A 23,330-nucleotide genomic window follows, 5' to 3' on the forward strand; every position below is an offset into this window, starting at 1 on the left:
ACCTTGCAACCTGACGGTTGTCCAACAGTTTACTATCCACTGCTTAGGGTTTCGTCCGCTTTGGTATTTGTTGTAGTCGTTGATGGTGAAGATGTGACCGCCATCACACAGATGGCGAGTTACTTATCATGCTTGGGCAGCTCTATTTCAGAGCGTACTCGCCGGTGCAGAGCGGCTTTGGCGAGAAGGTGGGCGCTAACGGGGGCAGTCATAAACAGGAACATGGTTACTAGCAGCTCATGCAGGCTCACTTCACCCCGGCTCGTAAAGTAGATCATTGATGCGATCAACAAACCACCCAGGCCCAGGGTGGTGGCTTTGGTGGGGCCATGGAGGCGGGTATAAAAATCGGGTAGGCGCACCAGGCCAATAGAGCCAACCAGCGCAAAGCCTGCACCGAAGATCAAGAAAATTGAAATAATAGCATCGATCATTTTATCTCCCCTCCTATTCGATAATATCGCCGCGCAATAGATATTTGCACAGCGCGGTGGTGCCGATAAAGCCGATCATGGCAATCAGCAGTGCCGCCTCAAAATAGGCAGTGCTGGCCATGTGAATACCCAGCAGCACCAATAGGCCAATAGAATTAATATAGAGAGTATCCAGCGCCAAAATACGATCGGTGATATCCGGGCCGACCACCACACGCCAGATATTAAGGATCAGCGCCAGAATCATCAGCACCATAGCAATCAATATGACAGTGGCTAACATCCGAAAATCTCCTTGATGGGGGCTTCGTAGCGGCTCTTAATCTCTGCAATCAAAGCGGCCTCGTCGTCCACATCCAGACCGTGTAGCAGCAACATACTGTGATCATCATTCACATCAATTGATACGGTGCCAGGTGTCAATGATATGGTAGCCGCCAGCACGGTGATCGCAAACTCATTATCCATATCGAGCGGGTAGTGGACAAATGCCGGACGCAGTTTGCGGCGAGGACTCAGAATCAGCTTCGCCACTTGTATATTGGCCACTGTAATGTCCCACAACACCAGCAGTAGAAATTTGATTGCAAGCCCTGGTTTATGCAAGTGAAGCTGCTCCGCCCAGAAGCCCGCTGTGGCCCAGGGCAACACCAGTGCGATCACCGAACCCAACAGAATATGCCCCGCTGATAGCGTGTTGTTGAGTAGTAGCCATACCACCAGTAAAACCAAGCTGAAAATGGGGTGGGGTAGCAGGCGTTTCAGGAGTTTCATTGCACCACCTCCGCAGCCGCAGCGGGGAGTTGCTGTGAACCTAAAACTCCCTCTATGTAGTACATCGGCTGCATTAACTGCTCTGCCGCATCGGTGGTAAAGCTGCTCACGGCATCGCCATACAATGCTAACAATGGGCTGGCGAGCAGCAGTGCCACTACCGCAATCAGCGAGACTGACTCAACCCGCACCCCCGTGATTGCTTGGTCATCCGTTTTCAAAAACAGCGCACTGCCGGTGCGGCTTAAAGCGATCAAGGCAAAAAAGCTGGCAATTAATATAACGGACCAGAACCACGCCATACCAGGCTCATTCACCGCAGCTTGCAGCAACAGCAGCTTACCAATAAAGCCACTTAAAGGGGGCAAACCCACCACCGCTAGCGCACCGATGAAAAATAGAGTCGATAACAGCAGTGGCTGCGTTACGGTTGGCCCAAGGCGCAGCTGACTACCCACATCGCCCCGTTGTCGGGCAATAACATCGGCCAATAAAAACATTCCGCCAGTGATCAGGGTGGAGTGCAACAGATAATAGAGTGAGGCGGCCAGCGACTCTACCGTGAGCAGTCCCACACCCGCCATCAGGGTTCCCACCGACACCACCACCAGATAAGCGACCTGTCGACGCAGACAACTCGAAGCTAGCACCCCGAAAGCACCCAGTGCCAGTGTAACCAGCCCCAATGGTAATAACCACGGTTGAGCCAGGTGGCTGAGTACTCCCGCCTCGATACCAAACACCAGCATGAACATACGGATAATGGAGTAGATACCCACCTTGGTCATAATCGCAAACAGTGCTGCAACCGCAGGGGATGCCGCACTGTAGGCGCTCGGCAGCCAAAAATAGAGTGGCAACAGGGCCGCCTTCAGCCCAAACACCACCATTAATAACAGCGCAGATATGTGGATCAATCGTAACTGCTCAGGTTCTGCTTGAGCGACCTTAACCGCCAAGTCGGCCATATTGAGTGTCCCCAGCATGCCATAAAGCACGCCAATCGCCACCAAAAAAAGCGCTGACCCGGCAAGGTTAAGAATGACATAATGAAGCCCGGCGCGACTGCGTAATGGACCACCGCCATGCAGTAACAAGCCGTATGAGGCAATGAGCAATATTTCGAAGAAGACGAACAGGTTAAACAGGTCTCCGGTCAGGAAGGCTCCGTTTAATCCCATCAGCTGCATGTGAAACAGAACGTGGAAGTGACGACCCTCTCGATCCTGACCGTTACAGGCATAGAGTAGGCTGAACAGCGCCAACACCGAGGTCAGTAACACCATTAAGGCGCTCAGCCGGTCTAATACCAGCACAATACCAAACGGCGCAACCCAGTTGCCTACTGCATATACTTGATAGTCACCCTCTAGCGTGGTGTTGAGCAGGGCCGCTGAAATCAGCACCAGGCCCAGCATTGAGAGCAGGCTGATGGTCCGCTCCACCGTCCGTCCCAAACGTGTGGTCAGTAACATCAGAATGGCTGCCACCATTGGCAACAGCACGGGCATAATTAACCAGTGACTCATTTTTTACTGGCCTCCCCATCCACATGATCATTACCCAGGTCACCAAAAGCACGAATCGCCAGCACCACCAGAAAAGCGGTCATACCAAAACCGATTACAATGGCCGTTAATACCAAGGCTTGTGGTAGTGGATCACCGTAGCGGGTCGCCTCAGGCGAAATCAATGCAGCGGCGTTGCTGACCAGTCGACCGGAGGAGAAAAGAAACAGGTTTACCGCGTAGGAGAGCAGTGTCAGGCCAATAACCACATCCATGGTGCGCGCACGCAACATAAGGTAGATGCCACAGGCGGCCAGAAAGCCGATGGCGATTGAAATCAATATCTCCATCAACGGCGCTCCTTACTATTCGATACTGGCACTGCCGCCATTGGGCCACTTAACTTGCCCAGCTCCGCCAGAATCACCATGGTAATACCCACCACTGTTAAAAATACTCCCAGATCAAAAACCATGGCACTCGCCACTTCAAACTTGCCCACAATCGGCCAGTAGAGATAGGTGAAAGTGGTGGTCATAAACGGATAACCCAACAGCCAGCTGGCAACGCCGGTAAGCAGCGAGAGAATCAGGCCCACCGCAATCACCTTAAAGTAATCAACTCGCAGGCGTGCTTGTGTCCACTCGACACCACTGGCCAAATACTGCATCACTAGTGCAATCCCGACCACTAGCCCGGCGATAAAGCCACCACCTGGCTGATTATGTCCCCGCAGCATCAGGTAGATCGCCACCATCAGTGCCAACGGCAGTAGTGGCCGCGAGATAACCTCTAGTAGCAGTGGTGGTTTCGCGGCCGCCCAGCCATAAGGGCCTGGCTCGTTGGGCTTAATGATCAGGTTTTGCAACACTGCATGAATACCAATGGCGGCAATGGCCAAAACAGTGATCTCACCAAAGGTGTCAAAGCCACGGAAATCGACCAGAATCACGTTCACCACGTTGGTACCACCACCACCGGGCACACTCTGCTCCAGATAATAGTCCGATAGCGTCTCAAACGGTGAGGTTAACACCGCCCAAGTAAGACCCGCCACACCCGCACCGGCCAGCCCGGCCAGCGTCATATCACGCCAGCGTCGAGTGGGGCTGGAGTCGGCCGCTGCCTCTTGAGGCATAAAATGCAGTGCCAGTAGCAGCAAGATGATGGTGACCACTTCAACAGAAAGTTGAGTCAGTGCCAGATCGGGCGCCGAAAAATAGACAAACAGTAACGAGACACACAGGCCCACCACGCCGAGCATTACCAATGCGGGTAGGCGATGGCGGTGAAGTATTACCGTTCCAAGTCCGGCGATCATCAAGCCGACCAAGATCGCAATGGCCACACCGTTAACGGGAATAGAGGGGCCGGATACCGACAGGTTAATGGTGCCATGCTGTAGCGCCGCATAGAGGCCCACCGTGATGGCGGCCCCCACCAAAAGTGCCAAATAACGCTGCAATGAGCCATTTTCCAACCAGCGGGTAATCCAACGAGAAGAGTCAATTAAGCCACGCATCATCCCATCAAAAATCTGCTTGGCACCAAACTCTCTTGGTAACAGGCGATCATGCAGTGCAAACATGCGATGGCGAAGTAGATAGAATAGTGTTCCACCCACCAGGGCGATAATACTCATCACAATCGCTTCATTAAAGCCATGCCAAATGGCCAGGCTATATTCCGGTACGGAGGTTTGCAGTACGCCCTCGGCAGCGGTTGCCAGCAACGGGCCCACTGTAAAGGCGGGAAATATCCCCACCAGCAGACAGAGTGTCACCAGCACTTCAATGGGTATTTTCATTAAGCGGGGCGGCTCATGAGGCTCCTTGGGTAGATTTTTGGGCTTGCCGCCAAAAAACACATCGTGGATAAAGCGCAACGAATAGGCCACCGCAAATATGCCGGCCAAGGTCGCCAGCGCCGGAATCAGCCACGCCCAGTCACCGAAGCGTTGTAGCGCCAGGGTCTCAACAAAAAACATCTCTTTACTGAGGAAACCATTAAGCAGCGGTACCCCGGCCATGGCAGCTGCCGCCACCATTGCCAGCACCGCCGTATAAGGCATATATTTAAACAATCCACTGAGAATACGCATATCTCGCGTACCCGCTTCGTGGTCAATAACGCCCGCAGCCATAAACAGAGATGCCTTGAAGGTGGCGTGATTAATAATATGAAATACGCCAGCAACCGCCGCCAGTGGTGTGCCAAAACCAAACAGCAGCGTGATTAAGCCCAGGTGACTGATGGTCGAATAGGCCAGCAAGCCTTTAAGATCATGCCTGAACAGTGCCACATACGCGGCAAATACTAAGGTGATCAGCCCGGCGGTAGTGACCAGGTAGAACCATAAATCACCACCGGAGAGGGCCGGGTGCATCCTCGCCAGCAGAAAAACCCCCGCCTTAACCATCGTTGCCGAATGCAGATAAGCACTGACCGGTGTGGGGGCCGCCATGGCGTGGGGTAGCCAGAAGTGGAACGGGAATTGTGCCGACTTGGTAAAGGCACCCAGCAGGATCAAAATCAGCGCAGGGGCATATAAATCATGGTTCTGGATCAAATCGGCAGAAGCCAGTACCACGGATAACTCATAACTGCCCACAATTTCGCCCAGCAGCAGTATGCCGGCGAGCAGGCAGAGACCGCCACCACCCGTTACCGCCAGCGCCATCCGTGCACCCTGACGGGCATCGGCACGATGTCGCCAAAAGCTCACTAGCAGGAATGAGGTTAGACTGGTCAGCTCCCAGAAAATCAGCAGCAGAATCAGGTTTTCGGACAACACCACCCCTAGCATCGCTCCCATGAACAGCATCATGTAAGCAAAGAACTTAGGCATGGAGTCTTTCGGCGAGAGATAGTAGGTTGCGTAGATAATGACCAGCAACCCGATGCCAAGAATCAGTAAGGAAAACAGCAGACCCAGCCCATCAAGCCGGAAAGAGAAGTAGAGACCCAGCTCTGCCATCCAGTCCCAACTGCTTATCAGAACCTCGCCAGCAAAAACCTGCGGCGCAAGTGACAGTAGCAGGCCGAGTGCCGCTGCCGTAAGTGTCCCCGCCATAAACGCGGCACCCATGCGGCCACGGGCAGCGGCCACAGGCACCAGCAAGGCACCTAACAAAGGGATCAGGACAATCAGTAAAAGGGTCATGTGGTAATAAATCTATAGTTACTGTTAAAAAGAGAGTGATTAAATGCACTAAGCCGAGCTCAGTTTAGAGGTGTGAATAGACCCCTATCCAGAAAATTCAAGCAAATAATTCCCGAGTAAAATACATTTTTGCGTAATATACGCATTTACAGCGACAAATGTAAGTCTTATCGCCCCTCATCGCGGGTAGGTTAATTGATAGCGAGGCACTATGCATATTGGTATCGACTTAGGCGGCACAAAGACCGAAGGTGTGGTGCTGGATGGCCAGGGCAACCAACGACACCGTCTGCGCGTGGCAACACCCACCGCAGCGGGTTATCAGGCCATCATTAAAACGATTGTGCGGCTGGTGGCCGAACTGGAAAATAGAACAGGGCAGCGTTGCACCGTCGGCATGGGTACCCCAGGCGCCATTTCGAGTCGCACCGGCAGGATGAAAAACTGCAACACCACCTGTTTGAATAATCAGCCACTACTCGAAGATTTGCAACAACAGCTCAAGCGCCCGTTGCGTATCGCCAACGATGCAAATTGCTTCACCTTGAGTGAAACGCTGGATGGTGCGGCAAAGGGCTATAACGTAGTTTTTGGTGTCATTATGGGGACGGGTGTCGGCGGTGGTATCACCTTCAATGGCCAGCTACATCAGGGGCACCAGCAGATTGCGGGTGAGTGGGGGCATAACACCCTAGAGCCAGATGGGCCCGACTGCTATTGTGGCGGAAAAGGGTGTGTCGAAACACTGATATCAGGCCCAGGATTAGCCGCCGACTACAGGCGCCACGGGGGCACCGATGCATCAAATCCCCAGCAAATTGTCACACTCGCCAGACAGGGTGACCAATTAGCCAAAGCGGCAATGCAGCGTTTTTTTGATCGTTTTGGACGCGCCATGGCCACCGTAGTTAACATTCTTGACCCGGATGTCATTGTACTCGGCGGCGGCCTCTCCAATATTGAGCCACTCTACAGCGAGGGGCACCAGCAGATTGCCGCTGCAGTATTCAATGATGAGTTCAACACACCGCTTTTGAAAAACGGCCACGGCGACAGCTCAGGGGTACGCGGTGCGGCGCAGTTATGGATGAGCAACCAGGTCTCCTGAGTAGAATGAGAGATAAAACCAATATGTAAATGGAGCTCTCTGCTTCCATTTTCATTATCCGTAAAGGAGATATCTTTAACTTCCTAAGGAGCTTGCAGGCCCAGGGCTATGCTGAATAAATGTACGCTGTTCATGGTTGTAGATTATGACCGCTACCCACTACAAATCACATAGAGCCAAAAATATTCGGGCTAAGTGGTGGGCAGGCTAGCCAATGGTGGTGGGTGCGATGATCGCCCTGTTAGGCGATCATTTAACGCGCTGAAGGGTTACGTTTACTCAACCGTTACTGATTTCGCAAGATTGCGCGGCTGATCCACATCGGTGCCTTTCAATATCGCAACATGGTATGAGAGGAGTTGCAGTGGAATTGAGTAGATGATGGGTGCAATCACTTCGTCGGTGGGTGAGACCGAAATTACTTCTACTCCTTCACCTGCCACCATGTCAGCATGTTGATCGGCAAATACGTAGAGCTTTCCCCCTCGGGCTTTGACCTCTTGCAGGTTCGACTTTAATTTGCCGAGCAGCTCGTCATTAGGTGCAACGGCGACGATGGGCATTTCGTCGTCCACCAGTGCCAGTGGGCCATGTTTCAGCTCGCCGGCCGGGTAGGCCTCTGCGTGGATATAGGAGATCTCTTTCAGCTTGAGCGCCCCCTCCATGGCAATAGGGTAGTGAGTGCCGCGCCCCAGGAACAGTGCGTGGTGTTTGTCGGAGAAGTTTTCAGCCATCGCTTTAATCTCATCATCAAGCTTTAAAACATCTTCTACCTTTCGTGGCAACGATTTTAACTCTTCAACCAGCTCTGCTTCGCGTTGTTTACTCAGGCCATTACGCCGCCCCAGTGACATGACTAACATCAGCAGTGCGGTGAGTTGGGTGGTAAACGCTTTGGTTGATGCCACGCCAATTTCAGGGCCGGCCCGGGTCATCATTACCAAGTCGGATTCACGCACCAGCGAGCTTTCAGGGGCATTGCAGATGACCAATGTGTGTTTATAACCCATCTTTTTTGCTTCGTGCAGTGCCGCGAGGGTGTCGGCGGTCTCTCCAGATTGGGAGATGGTGACAAATAGCGAGTTCTTGTGAGCCAGTGGACGGCGATAGCGGAACTCACTGGCCACTTCAACGTTACAGGGGACTTTGGCGATCGCTTCCATCCAGTAGCGAGCAACCACACCGGCGTGAAAACTGGTGCCGCAGGCGATGATGTCGACACCTTTGATTTTATCAAATATCTTGGCAGCACCCGGGCCGAATGATTCATCAATAACATGGTGGTCGCTGATACGACCTTCAAGGGTGTCGTTAATCGCCCTGGGCTGCTCAAATATCTCTTTAAGCATGTAGTGACGGTATTCACCCCGCTCTACGGAATCTGCGCTTAACTCGCTCTCTTTAATCGGGCGTTCGACGACACTGCCCCGCTGATCATAGATGGTCAGCTTATCTTTTGTGATATCCGCAATGTCGCCCTCTTGCAAGAAGATAAAGCGCTGTGTGACAGGCAGTAGCGCGGCAACATCTGAGGCGATAAAGTATTCACCAATACCGACACCAATTACCAACGGGCTGCCGCTGCGCGCAGCGATCAGCCGTCCCGGTTCGTTAATGCTGACCACGCCGAGAGCATAGGCTCCCTCTAGCTCCACTGTCGCTGATCGGACCGAATCCAACAGTGACTGCTTTTCTGTTATATGGTGTTGAAAAATTTGATGAACAATCACTTCCGTGTCGGTTTCAGAGGTGAACTCATAACCGGCCTGATGCTGATTTTCCCGAAGTGCTTCAAAATTTTCAATGATGCCGTTATGGACAACGGCTACTTGATTTCGACAGATGTGTGGGTGAGCATTTTTCACGCTCGGCTCACCGTGGGTTGCCCAGCGGGTGTGTGCGATACCAACGTGTCCGTGGAAGCTATCCGAAATCTCATTTTCCAGGCCGATAACTTTACCTTTAACCCGGATACGTTTGATGCTGTTATCATCCGCCAGCAGTGCAACACCTGCTGAGTCATAACCGCGATATTCGAGTCGACGTAATCCTTCGATCAGTATTTGAGTTACATCTCGCTCTGCAACGGCCCCAACGATTCCACACATATGCTATCTCCTTCCTATGACTGCTTCTTTTTTGGGCGGCACCAGCCCGGTATATTTTTTTGGCGCGTACGGCTTAAGGTGAGTGAATCTTTTGGTGCAGTATGGCTCAGCGTAGTGCCGGCGCCAATCGTGGCTCCCTCTTCGATGGTGACGGGTGCGACCAGCTGACTGTCTGAGCCGACAAAAACATCGTCACCAATTGTCGTCTGATGTTTGTTTATGCCATCGTAATTACAGGTGATGGTGCCGGCGCCAATATTGACATTTTTACCCATTGTGGTGTCACCAATGTAGCTTAGGTGGCTTACCTTGGAGCCTGCGCCAATTGTCGACTTTTTCACCTCAACAAAGTTACCAATTTTTGCATTTTGGTGTAGTACCGTATCCGGGCGAAGGCGTGCAAAAGGACCAACAAGTGCATGATCACCAACGCTGCTTTTCTCAATAATAGTGTTAGGCTCTATGGTCACATTATCGCCAATAGTGCTGTCACGAATAATGCAATTAGCCCCTACGCTAACACCGCTACCCAGCACATTAATGCCTTCAAACAGGCAGTTAATATCGATGGTGACATCTTGGCCGGTGTGCAGCTCCCCTCGGATATCAATACGTGCCGGATCTCGCAAGGTCACACCGTCGATCATTAGCTGAGTGGCTTTTCTCTGCTGTAAATAACGCTCAAGTTCGGCCAGTTGTACACGATTATTGGCTCCTAGCGTCTCATCGATAGAGCTTGGGTTGACCGTGTTAATGGTCACGTCCTCCTTAGCTGCCATGGCAATAACATCCGTGAGGTAGAACTCACCTTGTGCGTTATCACTGTCCAGAGTGTTGATCCAGCGGCGTAGCTTGTGGGAGTTGACCGCCAACATCCCGGTATTGACTTCATTCACGATAAGCTGCTCTGCTGACCCATCTTTCTGCTCTACGATGCGCTCAACAGCTCCGTTGGCACCACGGATAATACGGCCATAGCCGGTTGGGTTAGCAAGATGAGCTGTGAGTAGGCCAAAGCCGCTTTTCGTTGCACTGCTTACTAGGCTTTTGAGTGTTTCGACTCGCACCAGGGGTACATCACCGTAGAGTATCAGCACCATTGAGTCATCATCAATTGAAGGCATAGCGACTTCGACGGCATGGCCGGTGCCATTCTGCTGCTCTTGTAAAATCCAGTTAGCTTCAAGATGTGAGAGCGCCGCTTTAACCTGCTCACCGCCATGCCCATAAACAATGTGTATGGCATCTGCTTGTAGTGCCTTAGCACGGTCGTAACTATGCTCTAGCATCGATCGATCGCCGACGGTATGCAGAACCTTCGGCATTGTCGACTTCATTCGCGTTCCTTGGCCAGCAGCCAGGATTATCACCACAAGTTTTTGCATGGACTCCACCTTTTTATAAGCCTGTCGTAGTTTAACAAAAAATATCGCAACGGCTCAGTGTATTCATCTTTTACTTCAACGCTGGGCTGTCTTCGTATTCAATCGGGCACATACGCTCTATATGCGCCCTCTTTGTGTGAAAATGCCTCGATTTTAGGACAAACATGAACACGCTGAATAGTTAAAAAATATCTTTGTTTTTCACACAAAAAAAGGGCAGTGTTTCCACTGCCCTTTCAGGGAATCGAAAAATCTTTCGATTAATGGCCGATTTTATCGCGAATCTTCTGAATCGCTTTAAGTTGTGCCATCGCTTCAGCCAGTTGAGTCTGGGCTCTTGTATAGTCGATACCCGTTTTACGATCACTCATCGACTCTTCGGCAAGTTGCTTCGCTTCAAGAGCCGCTGCTTCATCGATATCCTTGGCGCGCAGTGCAGTGTCTGCAAGTATCGTCACACAGTGTGGCTGTATCTCCAGAATACCGCTGGATACGTAAAAAACCTCTTCACCTTCGCTTGTCTGAATGCGAACTTCACCAGGACGCATTTGAGTCAGTAAGGGTGCGTGGCGCGGAAGAACACCCACATCTCCGTTGACTGAAGGTGCGAACACCATTTCAGCGGTACCGGAAAAGATCTGTTGCTCCGCACTCACGATATCTACGTGCATTGTCATGGCCATATTATCCTCCTAAGAGTCGTTTACTGAATTACTTCAGTTTGGCGGCCTTTTCAACGGCTTCATCGATACCGCCTACCATGTAGAAAGCTTGTTCTGGCAGGTGATCATATTCACCATCAATAATGCCTTTGAATCCAGCAAGGGTATCTTTCAATGAAACATACTTGCCTGGGGCACCCGTGAACACCTCTGCAACGAAGAATGGCTGTGAGAGAAAGCGCTGAATCTTACGAGCACGCTGTACTGACTGCTTATCTTCTTCTGAAAGCTCATCCATACCGAGGATTGCGATGATATCCTTCAACTCTTTATAGCGCTGAAGTGTACCCTGCACACCACGGGCGATATCGTAGTGGTCCTGGCCAACAACCAGTGGATCCAGCTGACGTGAAGTTGAATCGAGTGGATCGATTGCCGGGTAGATACCCAGCTCAGCGATGGAACGAGACAGTACAACGGTGGCATCCAAGTGAGCAAAGGTCGTTGCAGGTGATGGATCGGTCAAATCATCCGCAGGTACATATACCGCCTGAATCGAAGTGATCGAACCGGTCTTGGTAGAGGTGATACGCTCCTGAAGAACACCCATCTCTTCCGCCAGTGTTGGCTGGTAACCTACCGCTGAAGGCATACGGCCTAACAGTGCAGAAACTTCTGTTCCAGCCAGTGTGTAACGGTAGATGTTATCAACAAAGAACAGTACATCACGACCTTCGTCACGGAAGTACTCAGCCATTGTCAGGCCTGTCAATGCCACACGTAGGCGGTTTCCAGGAGGCTCATTCATCTGGCCATAAACCAGCGATACTTTATCCAGTACGTTCGAATCTTTCATCTCGTGGTAGAAGTCATTACCTTCACGGGTACGCTCACCAACACCGGCAAATACAGAGTAACCGCTGTGCTCGATGGCGATGTTACGGATCAACTCCATCATGTTGACGGTTTTACCTACACCGGCACCACCGAACAGACCCACTTTACCACCCTTGGCGAATGGGCAAACCAAGTCAATTACCTTGATGCCGGTTTCAAGCAGCTCAGAAGCTGGAGAGAGTTCATCGTAAGCAGGTGCTTTACGGTGAATACCCCAGCGAACTTCTTCACCAATGTCGCCCGCATCATCAATGGGTGAACCCAGTACATCCATGATACGACCGAGGGTTTTAGTGCCTACTGGCACCTGAATCGCAGCCCCTGTATTAACAACGTCCAAGCCGCGCTTTGCGCCATCGCTCGAACCCAGTGCAATACCACGAACAACACCGTCACCTAACTGCTGCTGTACTTCAATGGTCAAACCAATTGAGTCTACTGTCAGAGCGTCATAGATCTTTGGCAGTGCGTCGCGTGGGAATTCCACATCGATTACAGCACCAATGATTTGTACAATTTTTCCCGAACTCATGTTTAAGTCCCCTTAAATTATTTACGTAATCGTTGCTCAGCCACGGTTAAACTGCTGCGGCACCTGCCACAATCTCAGAAATTTCCTGGGTGATTGCAGCCTGACGGGCTTTGTTGTAAACGAGTTTCAAATCATCAATCATCTCGCCTGCGTTATCTGTCGCAGACTTCATTGAAACCATGCGCGCTGCCTGCTCACAGGCGGCATTTTCTACAACGCCCTGGTAGACCAGTGACTCAACATAGCGAACCAGAAGGTCATCCAAAACAATTTTGGCCTCTGGCTCGTACATGTAATCCCATTGATGCGTCATCTCTTGATTAACCTCTTCTGAAGAGACCGGCAACAGTTGTAAAACCTGTGGATCCTGAGTCATGGTATTAACAAAGTTGTTATGTACCACAAACAGGCGATCAAGCTCTCCATTGTCATAAGCATCGAGCATTACCTTCACCGCGCCGACAATGTCGGTAATGTGCGGCGTATCACCTAAGTGTGATACCTGAGAGGTAATGTTTGCACCAATACCTTGGAAGAATGAAGAAGCTTTTTGACCAATAATGCCGAGACGAATTTCAGCGCCTTTCTCTTCCCACGCCTGCATATCCTTAAGTACTTTACGAAACAGGTTACTGTTCAAGCCGCCGCAGAGACCACGGTCACTTGATACAATGATGAAACCCACTCGTTTCACCTGCCCACGATCCTCAAGATAAGGATGTTTGTACTCAGGGTGTGCATGCGCCAAGTGTGAAATCACTTGGCGCATTTTATCGGCGTAGGGACGAGATGCCGTCATACGATCTTGAGCTTTACGCATTTTACTCGCAGCAACCATTTCCATGGCACGAGTAATTTTCTTGGTATTTTCAATACTCTTGATCTGTGTGCGTATCTCTTTTCCGACTGCCATCGTTATCTACTCCCGATTACCAGGTGCCGTTAGCTTTAAACTGAGTCAACGCATCTTTCATCTTTCCTGCAATCTCATCATTGAAATTCGCAGTATCGTTGATTTCAGAAACCAGATCAGCAGCGTTAGACTTAACGTATGCATGCATCGCCTCTTCAAAATCTACAACCTTGGCGGCATCGACATCATCGATAAAGCCTTCATTAGCTGCAAACAGTGAAAATGCCATCTCTGCGGTTGATAGTGGAGCGTACTGCTTCTGCTTCATCAACTCAGTGACGCGACGACCCCGTTCGATCTGCCCACGCGTGGTATCATCCAAATCAGATGCAAATTGTGCGAAAGCCGCCAATTCACGATACTGAGCCAGATCAAGACGCACACCACCACCCAGTTTCTTGATGATCTTGGTCTGTGCTGCACCACCCACTCGGGATACCGACAGGCCTGCGTTAATTGCAGGGCGGATACCGGAGTTGAACAGGTCAGTTTCGAGGAAAATCTGACCATCAGTAATCGAAATAACGTTAGTGGGTACGAATGCAGAAACATCACCACCCTGTGTTTCGATGATGGGCAGTGCGGTTAAAGAACCGGTTTTCCCCTTAACCCGACCATTGGTCCGTTTTTCAACTTCAGCTGTGTTGATACGTGATGCTCGCTCAAGTAGACGAGAGTGGAGATAGAAAACGTCACCAGGATAGGCCTCACGTCCAGGTGGACGGCGCAGCAGCAATGATATTTGACGATATGCCCAAGCCTGCTTGGTGAGATCATCATATACAATCAGTGCATTTTCACCGTTATCACGGAAGAACTCACCCATTGAACAGCCGGCATAAGGTGCAACAAACTGCATGGCAGCAGAGTCAGACGCGGTAGCGGCAACAATAATGGTATTGCTCAGTGCGCCGTGCTCTTCCAGCTTACGTACAACGGCTGCAATAGAAGATGCCTTCTGGCCAATAGCAACGTAGACACATCGAATGCCCGAGTCTTTTTGGTTAATGATGGCATCGATCGCAACAGCGGTTTTACCTGTTTGACGATCACCGATGATCAGCTCTCGCTGACCACGGCCAACCGGTACCATTGAGTCAATCGCCTTCAAGCCTGTTTGCACTGGCTCATCAACTGATTGCCGTGCAATAACACCTGGTGCGATCTTTTCAACAGGCGATGAGGTTATTGTCTCAATGGGGCCTTTGCCATCAATGGGGTTGCCAAGTGCATCAACAACACGACCTAACAGAGCTTCGCCTGTGGGTACTTCCAAAATTCGGCCCGTACACTTGACGGTGTCACCTTCCGAAATTCCTTCGAAGGAGCCTAGGATGACTGCACCAACGGAGTCGCGCTCCAAGTTCAGTGCCATACCATAGATGTTACCTGGGAACTCAATCATCTCACCCGACATAACGTCAGAGAGACCGTGGATTGATGCAACGCCATCTGCGATGCTGACAACCGTTCCTTCGTTAGAGGCGTTAGTGCTTACCTCAAAGTTTTTGATGCGGTTCTTAATTTGTTCACTGATTTCCGATGGAGTCAGTTGCATTTGCTAATCCTCTTCATGGAAATTATCGAGACATTGCAGAAGCGAGGCCGTTCAATTGGCCCACAACACTTCCGTCGATTACCAGATCGCCTGCACGAACGATTGCGCCACCTAATAGGCTCTCGTCAATCTTACATGTCAGGGTCACTTCACGTCCCAAACGATTCTTTAACGCTGCTTTGATTTTTTCCTGCTCTGCCTTGCCCACCTCGAATGCAGAAATAACTTCTGCTTCGATGGTTTTTTCGGCTTCAGCACGCAGCTCATCAAACATCCCAGCAATTTCCGGTAAAACGACAATGCGCTTATTAGCGACCAGTAATTTCACCAGACCCTCACCACCTGCCACTAGCTTATCGCCAGCAACAGATGTCATCAGTTCGATGATTTTATCATCGGCAACTGATGGGTTTGCTGCCAATACTGAAAAATCAGCATCATCAGCAATTGCAGAGAGTAACTGCAGCGTTTCAGACCATTCACCCAATTTACCCTCATCCGTTGCCTGCTCAAAAACAGCTTTGGCATACGGGCGGGCGATAGTGATTTTTTCAGCCATAACGTTTGCCTTAAATCTTTGCAGCCAGCTCGTTTAGCATGTCGCTGTGGGTATTTGCATTGATTTCCTTTTTCAGGATTTTCTCTGCACCCGCAACCGCTACAGAAGCTAGTTGACTACGCAGTTGCTCTTTTGCCTGAGCAACCTCGCGCTCGATTTCAGCCTGGGCAGCGTTAACAATACGCTCGCCTTCAGCTCGTGCGTTCTCTTTAGACTCTTCTACAATCTCAGAAGAACGTTTTTGTGCTTGTGCGATGATTTCCGCTGACTGCTTCTTGGCATCATGCAGCACCTCTTTGGCGCGCTTTTCAGCCAGTTCCTGCTCGTGCTTTCCTTTCTCAGCTGCTGCAAGTCCGTCAGCAATACGCTTTTGACGATCTTCCATCATTTCTGAAAGAGGGCCCCACAGGACCTTGTTTATGAACCAGATCAGCAGGATGAATGCAATCATCTGCGGGATCAATGTTGCTGTAATATTCACGTTTCTTTCTCCTCGGTTTGCTTACCCCTGGGAGCGAGCAATCTGCCCTAAATTTAGATAGCAGCGATAGCTGCAGACAGAGCACCTACGAAAGGATTGGCGAATAGGAACCACATTGCAAATGCTAAGATGATGAAAGGGAATGACTCCATCAAACCTGCAAAGATGAACATGTTGGTCATCAGAGCCGGACGCATTTCTGGTTGACGTGCAATACCTTCCAGTGTCTTCGCACAGATCAGGCCCCATCCGATAGCAGAACCCATACCTGCTGCCGCCAAAATCACACCAACGCCTACTGCAGTATATGCATAGATCATCGCAATCATATCAGGTGTCATTGTTACATCTCCTTCGAGGATAGTTAATTTATAAATTTAAAAAGTAAAACCAAAAACCAAAATTGCCACAATCTGAAATCTTAGTGATCTTCAGTGTGTGCCATACCCAGGTATACGATTGTCAGTACCATGAAGATAAACGCTTGCAGCGTAATTACCAACAGATGGAAGATCAACCATGCCAGATCCAGAATAACTTGCAGCGGCCCAAAGATCAGCAGCATCGCACTAAAGCCAACACCACCAGCCAATAGCGCAATAAGCAAGAAAACCAACTCACCGGCAAACAAGTTACCGAACAGACGTAGTGCCAATGAAAGCGGCTTAGCCAGCTCTTCAATCGCCGTCATGATGATGTTAACCGGTATAAAGAATTTGCCGAACGGGTGGAAGATAAACATTTTCAGGTATCCGCCCACACCTTTGACTTTAAGGTTGTAATAGATGATCAGTGCGAACACAACCAGTGACATTGCCAAGGTTGTACTCAAATCAGTGGTCGGAACGATCTTCAGGTAGCCGATGCCAAACCAGCTGGCAATCAGCGGGAAAAGATCGATTGGGATCAAATCCATAAAGTTCATTAGCCAGACCCAGACGAAAATGGTCAGTGCCATGGGCGCAATGAGGGCGTTTTTGCCGGGGAAGGTGTCTTTTACTTGTCCTTGGACAAACTCGAGAATCATCTCGACAAAGTTCTGAAAGCCCCCTGGGACATCTGTCGCCATGTTCTTGGTTACTTTCATGCCGGTAAAAATCATCAGTAGACCCAATGCCACACTAACAAATATAGTGTCGAGGTTAAAAGTCATAAACCCTTCACCCACATGCAGATTGGTCAAATGATGTTGAATATATTCAACGGAGGTCATCTCCCCTTCACTTGCAGCCACTTTTTTATCCTCTTTATATCACTTGGCCTTAGCCACGCACATTTGTCAGATTACTGAGTTGCGCCAAGAAAAATCCCACGAACATCGCGAGGGGGTCAAGACCTGCAACCCCTAATCCCAGTGCAAACAGAACCAATATTAAAATAAACCTTTGTGCCGCCCCAAGGTAGAGTATCAACATACTTCTCTTCTGGTCATGCTGTGCGGCTTCTGCCGCTCGCTTGACACCGTACCTCAGTACCAGCAGCAGCGTAATGCTGACGGCGACTCCCGCAAGTGCTGAAATACCGTGCCAGCCACCTGCGTAGAGCATAAATCCTATTGACGAAACCACACCCACGATAAGCTGGGCTTGCAGCGCCTTTCGCGCCTTGGCTTCTACTGCTTGAACGGCCGGATTCAAAACATTTCCGGATGCGTTAGCATTTTGTAAACCTTTAACATTCCACCGACGAAGCCAAGCAACAGGAACAACATCATAAATATGGGCGTCGTCTCCAGCCACCAGTCGACAATAAAGCCAAGGATTAACCCCGATACCACCATCGATGTCAGAATTGTACCCACGCCCAGCATCAGTAGATTTATCTTTTTTTCTTTTTCTTTTACCATACTGGGCGCTCTCGGCATGCGCTGTGCGTGCGTTTTTAAGCACTATTTTCCTACACACGCGGCGCGCAGTATATGACAGTGGGAATAGCAGGTCAAATGACATTAAGCCCTTTTTATGAGGTTTTTAATGGCTACTTAATGTGAGCGATAATCCCATCTAATTCATCAAGATTATTATAGTGAATAATAACCTTCCCCTTTCCCTTCGCACCGTGTTGGAACTTTACCTTGGCCCCCAGCCGCTCTGCCAGCTCGTTTTGCAATCGCTCTACATCCGGGTCAGCTGGCTTCTGTTGCGTGGGGAGGTCGTCTGCGCTCGCATGGCGGCGCACCAGCCGCTCAGTTTCGCGTACAGAGAGCTCTTTTGCAGCCACTTCGCGTGCCGCGATGCCTTGTTTTTCTCCCTGCAAGCCCAGTAGTGCGCGAGCGTGGCCCATCTCAAGGTCGCCTCGCTCTAATAATTTCCGCACATCATCATTGAGGGTTAAAAGCCGCAACAGGTTGCTCACAGTGACCCGCGACCGGCCTACGGCATCGGCTGCTTGCTGGTGTGTCATTTCAAACTCTTCAATCAGACGTTGAAGTGCCCGTGCTTCTTCTATTGGATTGAGGTCTTCCCGCTGAATGTTTTCGATCAGCGCCATCGCAATGGCTGCTTCATCGGGTATATCGCGTATCAATGCGGGTATGACATTTAATCCGGCAATTTGGGCGGCTCGCCAGCGACGCTCGCCGGCAACAATTTCATAGTGGCCCTGCTTTGCAATTGGGCGCACCACAATAGGCTGCACAATCCCCTGTGAGCGAATCGACTCGGCCAAGTCGTCCAGCGAATCGGCATGCATATCGACTCTGGGCTGGTATTTTCCTGGCTGAATTAATTCAATAGAGAGTTTTCTCAGCTCACCATCTTTTGTTGCGCTAGACTCAGTGCTGCCGCCGAGTAGCGCGCCAAGGTTTCGCCCCAGTGCTTTTTTAGCCATTGTCTTCCTCTAACATCCTAAGGTTAATCTGCCACTATGTTGTTGGCTCAGAAGTGCGACGTGCCAACTCGCTTGCGAGTGCTAAATAAGCCTGCGCTCCTCGCGAAGTGCGGTCATATTGTAATGCAGGCAACCCGTGACTAGGGGCCTCTGCTAATTTTATATTACGAGGAATAGCCGTTCGAAACACCTTATCGGCGAAGTGCTCTCGCAGCTGCTTGACCACTTCACTGGAGAGCCTGTTGCGCGGGTCAAACATGGTGCGCAGTAACCCTTCTACCGCTAGATCGGGGTTGACTGACTGCTTTACCTGCTCAATGGTATCTAGCAATGCGGCCAAACCCTCCAGCGCGTAATATTCACACTGCATTGGAATAATCACGCTTTTTGCTGCGGTGAGTGCGTTGAGGGTTAGCATGTTCAATGAGGGAGGACAGTCGATCAGTATATAGTCGTAACGCTCTGTGACGCGACTGAGTGCCTGCTGTAATCTTGCCTCGCGACTCAACTCATGCAGCAGGTTGACCTCGGCTGCGGTTAAGTCACTGTTAGCTGGCAAAACATCAAACCCTGACTGCTGGCTGGGCTGAATCGCCTGCTCGATGTCGATTTCATTCATCAACACCTCATTTGCCGTATATTTTAAGTTATATTTATCAATGCCAGCGCCCATAGAGGCGTTGCCTTGCGGGTCAAGGTCAACCATCAAAACGCGACGTTTGGTTGCGGCCAGAGAGGCGGAGAGATTAACGCACGTGGTGGTTTTGCCCACGCCACCTTTTTGGTTGGTCACTGCGATAATTTTGGCCATCAAATTTACCCGTTCTGATTCTGTGAATCAATTAACACGATATGACGCTCGGCATCCAGTCCCGGCACCACTAGCTGATGTTGCTTGATGAGGTGGAAATTATCCGCAAGCTGTTGCAGCTCTTCAAGCGGGCTTACGCCTTTCATCGCGAGAAATATACCATCTTTCGCTTTCAGGTGTGCACACCAGCGCAACATGTCTGCCAGTGAAGCAAAGGCACGGGACAGCACCATATCAAATGGCTGTTCAGGTTGATACTGCTCTACCCGGCTATGCTGCACCTTAACATTTTTCAGTTTCAACTCAATCACTGCTTGCTTAACAAAGCGTGTTTTTTTGCTATTGCTGTCAAGCAAAACGAACTGTTTTTCAGGCGACATAATAGCCAGTACGATGCCGGGTAAGCCGCCGCCACACCCCACGTCAACGATGCGATTTCCCTGTAGGTAGGGCAGTACTGCGAGGCTGTCCAGCAAATGGTGGGTAACCATCTGCCGAGGCTCGGTAATGGCTGTCAGGTTATAGACTCTGTTCCACTTCAGTAGCGTCGCCTGGTAGTGTAATAGTGCCTCGAGTTGCGCCTCGTTAACGGCTAAGTTGAGCTGTTGACAGCCTGTGGCAAGTTGCTCACGCAGGCTCATTTCTGAGTTCTCTTTTTTAGAAAGACCAATAGCAACGAAATAGCCGCAGGCGTTACACCTGGAATACGTGAAGCTTGGCCAATGGTTTGGGGTCGATGGGTTATCAATTTTTGGGATACTTCTGCGGAGAGTCCTGAGACGCTGTCATAATCGAAGTCAGTAGGGATTTTACTCTCTTCATTGCGACTGGCCCGTGCAATTTCATCGCGTTGCCGCTCAATGTAGCCTGCATATTTCACCTGCACTTCAACTTGCTCAGCAACGATTGGCTCATCCACTCCCGGCCCGGCAGCATCGAGGCTCATCAACGCAGTGTAATTAACTTCGGGGCGGCGCAGTAAATCTTCCAGATTATATTCACGACTCAATGTCTGGCCGATGGCTGCTTTAAGCAGTGCCGGATCAACTTTTTTTGGTGATAGCCAAGTAACCCGCATGCGCTGGCGCTCTTGCTCTATGGCATTTCGTTTTACCTCAAAGGCGTGCCAGCGATCATCACTTATCAGGCCTAGCTCTCGCCCTTTTGGTGTTAAGCGCAAGTCAGCATTATCTTCGCGTAACATGAGGCGATACTCTGCCCGCGAGGTAAACATACGATAAGGTTCCTGGGTGCCTTTAGTGATGAGATCGTCAACCATCACACCGATATAGGCTTCATCTCGGCGCGGGCACCACGGCTCTTTTCCTTGAATCTGTAGCGCCGCATTGACGCCAGCGAGTAACCCCTGAGCGGCAGCCTCCTCATAGCCTGTAGTGCCATTAATCTGCCCAGCAAAAAACAGGCCTGGCATCGGCTTGGTCTCCAGCGTATTTTTGAGGCCCCGCGGATCGAAAAAATCATACTCAATGGCATAGCCAGGCCGCACGATATGCGCTTTCTCAAAGCCTTTCATTGAGCGTACCAGCGCTATTTGTACATCAAACGGCAGCGAGGTGGAGATACCATTGGGGTAGATTTCGTGCGTGGTTAACCCCTCCGGCTCGACAAAGATCTGATGAGCGTTTTTATCGGAAAAACGGGTTACTTTATCTTCGATGGAAGGACAATAGCGTGGCCCAACGCCATCAATCACCCCCGTGTACATCGGTGAGCGGTCCATACCACCACGAATGATTTCGTGGGTCTGCTCATTGGTGTGGGTGATATAGCAAGGGATCTGTCGCGGGTGTTGCGCTGCATTACCGATAAAAGAGAACGTCGGTAGCGGGTTATCTCCCGGCTGCGCCTCTAACAGTTCAAAATTGACAGTGCGGCCATCAACTCGTGGTGGGGTGCCTGTTTTCAGGCGATCCACCGTAAAGGGTAGCTCACGCAGGCGTTGGCAGAGGGCATTGGCAGGTGGATCACCCGCACGGCCACCTTCAAAGCTCTCCAGCCCGATGTGAATGCGTCCACCTAAGAATGTGCCCACTGTAAGCACGACAGTAGGCGCTGCGAATTTCAAACCCATCTTGGTGACCACCCCAGTCACGCGACCACCCTCAACAATTAAATCATCCACCGATTGTTGAAACAGCGTCAAGTTAGCTTGATTTTCAACAGTCTCTCGCACGGCAGCCTTATAAAGCAGGCGATCAGCTTGTGCGCGTGTCGCACGTACCGCCGGGCCTTTGCTGGCATTAAGGGTACGAAACTGAATGCCCGATACATCCGCTGCATGAGCCATCAGCCCGCCGAGCGCATCCACCTCCTTCACCAAATGCCCTTTACCAATACCACCAATGGCCGGATTACAAGACATTTGCCCAAGGGTATCGATATTATGGGTTATCAGTAGTGTATTAACCCCCATGCGCGCAGCAGCCAGCGCAGCCTCGGTTCCCGCGTGGCCGCCACCCACCACAATCACATCAAACTTATCTTGATAAAACATCGCTACACACTTTTAAATTAAGCCAGAAAACCGAGCATTCTACTCCACCACTGCCGTGGGTGCCAACCGCGTGTGCAGTGTGTGGGCTCTATTCGGGGGTTAGAGGTAGCACGCTGCAATCGAGAAGATTGTGGTTGTATGCATCATAAAACATTCACACCACTGTCATGAGAGTAAAACAATTCCACCATAAGCTGGCTTTGGTAGCAGGAGATCTCAGCGAGAAAAATTTCTGAAACAGACAGTGGAGGCAGTAGGAGTGCATGATTTGAATTTTAATGATGAGAGTAATGGCGGGGCAAAAGAGCGCAGCTGGAGCTCGGCCTCGACAGCCGTTCACATGAAAACAGCCCGCTCAAAAATAAAGCCCATCAGTCGCTGGCGTGATATAGAGTGGATAAATGAGCAGCGACGCTTGAGAGAGCAGCTACGAGAAGTGTATAGCGCGTAAAAAGATCTAACGAGACGGTGGAAAACCCCACACAGAGTCGCTTGCTTACCTACCCAGCGTCTCTTTTTTGGTTACCCCAACCACCACTCAACGCCACATCACCTTCCAACCCGGAAATTACCTGTGAATAGCAGTATTTGCGACTATTGACGGCCTTGTTTGGCCTCTCCTTCACCCTCAGTGGGTTAAAGGGCTAGCCATATAGAAAACGATAGGCTACTCAATACATTATGTGCAGATTTGACCCCTTCAAAAATGAGTTATCCAAAAGAACGAAAAGAGACCGCACTGAAGAAAGTGCTACCACCGCACAATAAAACCATCGCGGATATTTCGCACGAAGAAGGTATCTGTGAAGGCACCTTGTACAACGGGAGGAAAATGGCACGCGCAGAAGGGCGCTTGATGCCGAACGGTGACAGCCACCCCAACGGCTGGTGTGCGGCAGACAAATTTGCATCCGTTGTAGAGACGGCCTCAATGAATGAGGCCGCCCTCTCGGCTTACTGTCGTGAGCGCGTGCTGTATGCCGAACAGCCCCGTGAGTGGTGAGAAGCTGTTAAAGTGATTAATGTAAAGACTTGACCCCTTCCTGATCCCTTCCCAAGCAACCTGTCCATTGTTGAAAAGAATTTATCGATG

At 50.5% G+C, this 23,330-nt stretch carries 25 protein-coding genes; 3 read left to right on the forward strand and 22 right to left on the reverse strand.

Annotated elements, in window-relative coordinates; genetic code table 11:
* Positions 1 to 119 precede the first annotated feature (119 nt).
* The 6 genes from L3J94_02065 to L3J94_02090 are packed head-to-tail and all read right to left on the reverse strand — an operon-like array spanning position 120 to position 5,879.
* A complete protein-coding gene (locus tag L3J94_02065; GenBank protein MCF6217542.1) occupies positions 120 to 434 on the reverse strand; it encodes a Na+/H+ antiporter subunit G in 315 nt (104 codons plus the stop codon).
* 13 nt (positions 435 to 447) lie between these two features.
* Positions 448 to 717 carry a K+/H+ antiporter subunit F gene (locus tag L3J94_02070; GenBank protein ID MCF6217543.1) on the reverse strand — a complete coding sequence of 90 codons (270 nt, stop codon included), beginning with the start codon at positions 715 to 717 and terminating at the stop codon, positions 448 to 450.
* The gene (locus tag L3J94_02075; GenBank protein ID MCF6217544.1) at positions 711 to 1,208 is read right to left on the reverse strand and encodes a Na+/H+ antiporter subunit E; all 498 of its coding nucleotides are present in this window, start codon (positions 1,206 to 1,208) and stop codon (positions 711 to 713) included. The genes L3J94_02070 and L3J94_02075 overlap by 7 nt, the downstream gene beginning before the upstream one ends.
* On the reverse strand, positions 1,205 to 2,737 hold the full coding sequence (locus L3J94_02080; GenBank protein MCF6217545.1) for a monovalent cation/H+ antiporter subunit D: 1,533 nt from the start codon (positions 2,735 to 2,737) through the stop codon (positions 1,205 to 1,207). The genes L3J94_02075 and L3J94_02080 overlap by 4 nt, the downstream gene beginning before the upstream one ends.
* Positions 2,734 to 3,066, reverse strand: coding sequence for a Na+/H+ antiporter subunit C (locus L3J94_02085; protein MCF6217546.1), 333 nt, complete (start codon positions 3,064 to 3,066; stop codon positions 2,734 to 2,736). The genes L3J94_02080 and L3J94_02085 overlap by 4 nt, the downstream gene beginning before the upstream one ends.
* Entirely contained in the window at positions 3,066 to 5,879 is a 2,814-nt protein-coding gene (locus L3J94_02090; GenBank protein MCF6217547.1) for a monovalent cation/H+ antiporter subunit A, read from the reverse strand. Before L3J94_02090 ends, L3J94_02085 begins: the two co-directional genes overlap by 1 nt.
* Before the next feature lie 211 nt (positions 5,880 to 6,090).
* Here L3J94_02090 and L3J94_02095 point away from each other — a divergent pair, with 211 nt between their 5' ends.
* Positions 6,091 to 6,987 carry an ROK family protein gene (locus L3J94_02095; GenBank protein ID MCF6217548.1) on the forward strand — a complete coding sequence of 299 codons (897 nt, stop codon included), beginning with the start codon at positions 6,091 to 6,093 and terminating at the stop codon, positions 6,985 to 6,987.
* Between the two features lie 275 nt (positions 6,988 to 7,262).
* Here L3J94_02095 and glmS read toward each other — a convergent pair whose 3' ends face one another.
* The 16 genes from glmS to mnmG form a co-directional block, all read right to left on the reverse strand.
* Positions 7,263 to 9,095, reverse strand: coding sequence for a glutamine--fructose-6-phosphate transaminase (isomerizing) (gene glmS, locus L3J94_02100; protein MCF6217549.1), 1,833 nt, complete (start codon positions 9,093 to 9,095; stop codon positions 7,263 to 7,265).
* Between the two features lie 14 nt (positions 9,096 to 9,109).
* Positions 9,110 to 10,480 carry a bifunctional UDP-N-acetylglucosamine diphosphorylase/glucosamine-1-phosphate N-acetyltransferase GlmU gene (gene glmU, locus L3J94_02105; GenBank protein ID MCF6217550.1) on the reverse strand — a complete coding sequence of 457 codons (1,371 nt, stop codon included), beginning with the start codon at positions 10,478 to 10,480 and terminating at the stop codon, positions 9,110 to 9,112.
* Positions 10,481 to 10,740: 260 nt separating this feature from the next.
* Positions 10,741 to 11,163, reverse strand: a complete 423-nt coding sequence (locus L3J94_02110; protein ID MCF6217551.1) for a F0F1 ATP synthase subunit epsilon — start codon at positions 11,161 to 11,163, stop codon at positions 10,741 to 10,743.
* A gap of 28 nt (positions 11,164 to 11,191) precedes the next feature.
* Positions 11,192 to 12,571 carry a F0F1 ATP synthase subunit beta gene (atpD, locus tag L3J94_02115; GenBank protein MCF6217552.1) on the reverse strand — a complete coding sequence of 460 codons (1,380 nt, stop codon included), beginning with the start codon at positions 12,569 to 12,571 and terminating at the stop codon, positions 11,192 to 11,194.
* A 46-nt stretch (positions 12,572 to 12,617) separates the two neighbouring features.
* Entirely contained in the window at positions 12,618 to 13,484 is an 867-nt protein-coding gene (gene atpG / locus L3J94_02120) for a F0F1 ATP synthase subunit gamma (protein MCF6217553.1), read from the reverse strand.
* 16 nt (positions 13,485 to 13,500) lie between these two features.
* Complete coding sequence (gene atpA, locus L3J94_02125; protein MCF6217554.1) at positions 13,501 to 15,042, reverse strand: F0F1 ATP synthase subunit alpha; 1,542 nt, start codon at positions 15,040 to 15,042, stop codon at positions 13,501 to 13,503.
* Positions 15,043 to 15,064: 22 nt separating this feature from the next.
* Positions 15,065 to 15,601 carry a F0F1 ATP synthase subunit delta gene (locus L3J94_02130; GenBank protein ID MCF6217555.1) on the reverse strand — a complete coding sequence of 179 codons (537 nt, stop codon included), beginning with the start codon at positions 15,599 to 15,601 and terminating at the stop codon, positions 15,065 to 15,067.
* A gap of 10 nt (positions 15,602 to 15,611) precedes the next feature.
* Entirely contained in the window at positions 15,612 to 16,082 is a 471-nt protein-coding gene (locus L3J94_02135) for a F0F1 ATP synthase subunit B (GenBank protein MCF6217556.1), read from the reverse strand.
* 53 nt (positions 16,083 to 16,135) lie between these two features.
* Positions 16,136 to 16,423 carry a F0F1 ATP synthase subunit C gene (gene atpE, locus L3J94_02140; protein ID MCF6217557.1) on the reverse strand — a complete coding sequence of 96 codons (288 nt, stop codon included), beginning with the start codon at positions 16,421 to 16,423 and terminating at the stop codon, positions 16,136 to 16,138.
* Between the two features lie 80 nt (positions 16,424 to 16,503).
* The gene (gene atpB, locus L3J94_02145) at positions 16,504 to 17,295 is read right to left on the reverse strand and encodes a F0F1 ATP synthase subunit A (GenBank protein MCF6217558.1); all 792 of its coding nucleotides are present in this window, start codon (positions 17,293 to 17,295) and stop codon (positions 16,504 to 16,506) included.
* 49 nt (positions 17,296 to 17,344) lie between these two features.
* On the reverse strand, positions 17,345 to 17,719 hold the full coding sequence (locus L3J94_02150) for an ATP synthase subunit I (GenBank protein ID MCF6217559.1): 375 nt from the start codon (positions 17,717 to 17,719) through the stop codon (positions 17,345 to 17,347).
* Complete coding sequence (locus tag L3J94_02155; GenBank protein MCF6217560.1) at positions 17,716 to 17,928, reverse strand: AtpZ/AtpI family protein; 213 nt, start codon at positions 17,926 to 17,928, stop codon at positions 17,716 to 17,718. The genes L3J94_02150 and L3J94_02155 overlap by 4 nt, the downstream gene beginning before the upstream one ends.
* 131 nt (positions 17,929 to 18,059) lie before the next feature.
* Complete coding sequence (locus L3J94_02160; GenBank protein ID MCF6217561.1) at positions 18,060 to 18,911, reverse strand: ParB/RepB/Spo0J family partition protein; 852 nt, start codon at positions 18,909 to 18,911, stop codon at positions 18,060 to 18,062.
* Positions 18,912 to 18,945: 34 nt separating this feature from the next.
* Positions 18,946 to 19,722 carry an AAA family ATPase gene (locus L3J94_02165; GenBank protein MCF6217562.1) on the reverse strand — a complete coding sequence of 259 codons (777 nt, stop codon included), beginning with the start codon at positions 19,720 to 19,722 and terminating at the stop codon, positions 18,946 to 18,948.
* 5 nt (positions 19,723 to 19,727) lie between these two features.
* Positions 19,728 to 20,363, reverse strand: a complete 636-nt coding sequence (rsmG, locus tag L3J94_02170; protein ID MCF6217563.1) for a 16S rRNA (guanine(527)-N(7))-methyltransferase RsmG — start codon at positions 20,361 to 20,363, stop codon at positions 19,728 to 19,730.
* On the reverse strand, positions 20,360 to 22,237 hold the full coding sequence (gene mnmG / locus L3J94_02175) for a tRNA uridine-5-carboxymethylaminomethyl(34) synthesis enzyme MnmG (GenBank protein MCF6217564.1): 1,878 nt from the start codon (positions 22,235 to 22,237) through the stop codon (positions 20,360 to 20,362). Before mnmG ends, rsmG begins: the two co-directional genes overlap by 4 nt.
* 268 nt (positions 22,238 to 22,505) lie before the next feature.
* On the opposite strand from mnmG, the gene L3J94_02180 reads away from it, so the two are divergent.
* Both L3J94_02180 and L3J94_02185 read left to right on the forward strand, forming a co-directional pair.
* On the forward strand, positions 22,506 to 22,688 hold the full coding sequence (locus tag L3J94_02180; protein MCF6217565.1) for a hypothetical protein: 183 nt from the start codon (positions 22,506 to 22,508) through the stop codon (positions 22,686 to 22,688).
* A gap of 255 nt (positions 22,689 to 22,943) precedes the next feature.
* Positions 22,944 to 23,240 (forward strand): hypothetical protein, encoded by a 297-nt coding sequence (locus tag L3J94_02185; GenBank protein ID MCF6217566.1) that lies wholly within the window; start codon positions 22,944 to 22,946, stop codon positions 23,238 to 23,240.
* Positions 23,241 to 23,330 lie beyond the last annotated feature (90 nt).

The sequence above is a fragment of the Gammaproteobacteria bacterium genome (assembly GCA_021647245.1).
Taxonomy (GTDB): Bacteria; Pseudomonadota; Gammaproteobacteria; order RBG-16-57-12; family RBG-16-57-12; genus JAFLJP01.